Genomic DNA, 2,089 nt, shown 5'->3' with positions numbered 1-2,089 from the left:
GTGCCCGAGGCCGACGCGAAACTGCAGGGCGTGCCGACCTACGTCGGCAATGCACCGCAGGCGCGCGGCGACCAGGTGATCACGCAGGTGTTCGAGCTGCACAACGAATCGGCGAACAACCTGCTGCACGCGAATCTCCGGCCCCAGGCGGCGCGACGCGCTGATGAACAGGTCGATGCGGCCGCTGCGCAACGCGTCGTCGTCGATGTCGTCTTCCTCGGGCATGAAGCGCAGCATCGCGCGCGGCATCCCGCGCGCCATCTCCTCGAGCAGGCGGCTGCTGTGCAGGCCGACGAAGATGTCGTTCGCGCGCACGTTGAACTGCTTGTCGAGCGTGCCGAGATCGATTTCCGCGGACGGCGCGAGCAACTGCGACGCGCGCTCCACGGTCTCGCGGACGACACCGCGCAGTTCGAGCGCGCGCGGCGTCGGCACCATCTTGCGGCCCGCCTGCACGAAGATCGGGTCGCCAACCGTTTCGCGGATGCGCGCGAGCGTGCGGCTCATCGCGGGCGGGCTGAGGTTCATGCGGCGTGCGGCGCCGACGACGCTACCCTCTTCGAGCAGCGCGTCGAGCGAAATCAGCAGGTTCAGGTCGGGTGCCATCGGCTTCTCCGTGTCATCGCGTGCATGCGGCGCAATGGTAGTGCGGGATACGCGCGCGCAGCGTAACTGCGGCGCACGCAACGATTGCGCGCGGCATCACGCGTGACGCACGCATCGGGGGTGTCATTGGCCGGCGCCGGCATCGGGCGGCAGCGAACGGACGGCGGCGAACGCGCCGTTCACGTACATCAGCGGGTTCACGTCGTCGGACATCGCGACGCGCGTGACCCGTCCGACCAGGATCGAATGCGAGCCGACCTCGACCTGTTCGAGCGTGTCGCAGAAGAACGACGTCTGCGCGTTCTCGAGGTACGGCAGGCCGGTGGCCGCGTCGGTGCGCCATGCGTCGTGCGCGAAACGCGTATCGGAGCCCGTCGTGCTGCACGCGAGCGCGAGCGGCACGTGGCAGCTTCGTAGCGCGTTCACGCAGAAGCGCCGGCGGCCGGTGATCGACGCGTGAATGCTGGCGCGCCGGTTGATGCACACCAGCACGGTCGGCGGATCGAGCGCGACCGACGTGAACGAGCTGGCGGTCAGCGCGCACGGTGCGGCCGCGGCGCCGTCGCCACCGGTCGTGACGATCGTGACGGTGGCGGCTACGCCGCGCATCGCCTGTTTCAGTTGCTGCGCAATGTCCACGGTGTTCATCATGGTGCGGTCCTGTCACGAGAAGCCCCGGTGCCGCATGGTTCGCGCCACGCGGCGCCGGGGCGGGCGTCAAAGCTGGTACGCGTCGGCCCAGGTCCAGTGGTAGGACTTGAAGTCGGCGCGGCGCGACTTGAGCTCGGCGTCGCGCGCCTGTTGCTCGGGGCCGTCGGGCAGGTGGAACACGCCACCGTTGCCGGCCGACGCAAGCTGGATCCGCGCGCTGCGGTCGATCCGCAGGCGCTGGTACTCGACCAGCGCGGCGCCGAGGGCGTCCTTCGACGCGAGCCCTGTCACGCACCGGCCGAGCACGACCGCGTCCTCGAGCGCCTGCGCGGCACCCTGCGACTGGTACGGCAGCATCGGATGGCACGCGTCGCCGAGCAGGCACACGTTGTCCCATACCCAGCGCGTGAGCGGCTGGCGGTCGTGCAGCGACCAGCGGCTCAGGTCCGACGCGCAGCGGATCAGCCCGACGAGGCGCGGATCCCAGCCGTCGAGCTCGGCCTCGAGCGTCGCGCGATCGCCTTTGCTGCTCCACGATTCGCGCGTGCTGCCGTCGCCCGGCACGATCACGACGAGGTTCAGCAGCCGGCGATCGCGCACCCAGTAATGGATCGCGTGCCGACCGGGCCCGAGCCAGATCGTCACCTGCGGTTCCTTGACGATCTCGAACACGGGCGAGTGCGGATCGATCGCGTCGACGTCGATCAGCGCGCGGTACAGCCCCATCTTGGTCTCGAAGTGATACACGATCAACGGCAAGCCGACCTCTGCCGCCGCCGCAATATCCCGCATCGAAACGCCATCGAAACCGCCTTCGGCAAACAATCGCTCT

At 69.1% G+C, this 2,089-nt stretch carries 3 protein-coding genes; all 3 read right to left on the bottom strand.

The window, feature by feature from the left end; genetic code table 11:
- Positions 1-606 (bottom strand): LysR family transcriptional regulator (locus G3O00_RS42225; RefSeq protein WP_241025606.1); only part of this gene is annotated, 606 nt, incomplete at its 3' end.
- Between the two features lie 123 nt (positions 607-729).
- Positions 730-1,257, bottom strand: a complete 528-nt coding sequence (locus G3O00_RS42220; protein ID WP_174930018.1) for a flavin reductase family protein — start codon at positions 1,255-1,257, stop codon at positions 730-732.
- A gap of 66 nt (positions 1,258-1,323) precedes the next feature.
- Positions 1,324-2,089: TetR family transcriptional regulator (locus G3O00_RS42215; RefSeq protein ID WP_206146550.1), on the bottom strand; the 766-nt coding region annotated here is incomplete at its 5' end.

This window comes from Burkholderia sp. Ac-20384, from assembly GCF_017104605.1.
GTDB classification, from domain to species: Bacteria; Pseudomonadota; Gammaproteobacteria; order Burkholderiales; family Burkholderiaceae; genus Burkholderia; species Burkholderia lata.
The sequence above is the reverse complement of the archived record's forward strand: the minus strand, read 5'-3'. Positions and strand labels throughout refer to the sequence as shown.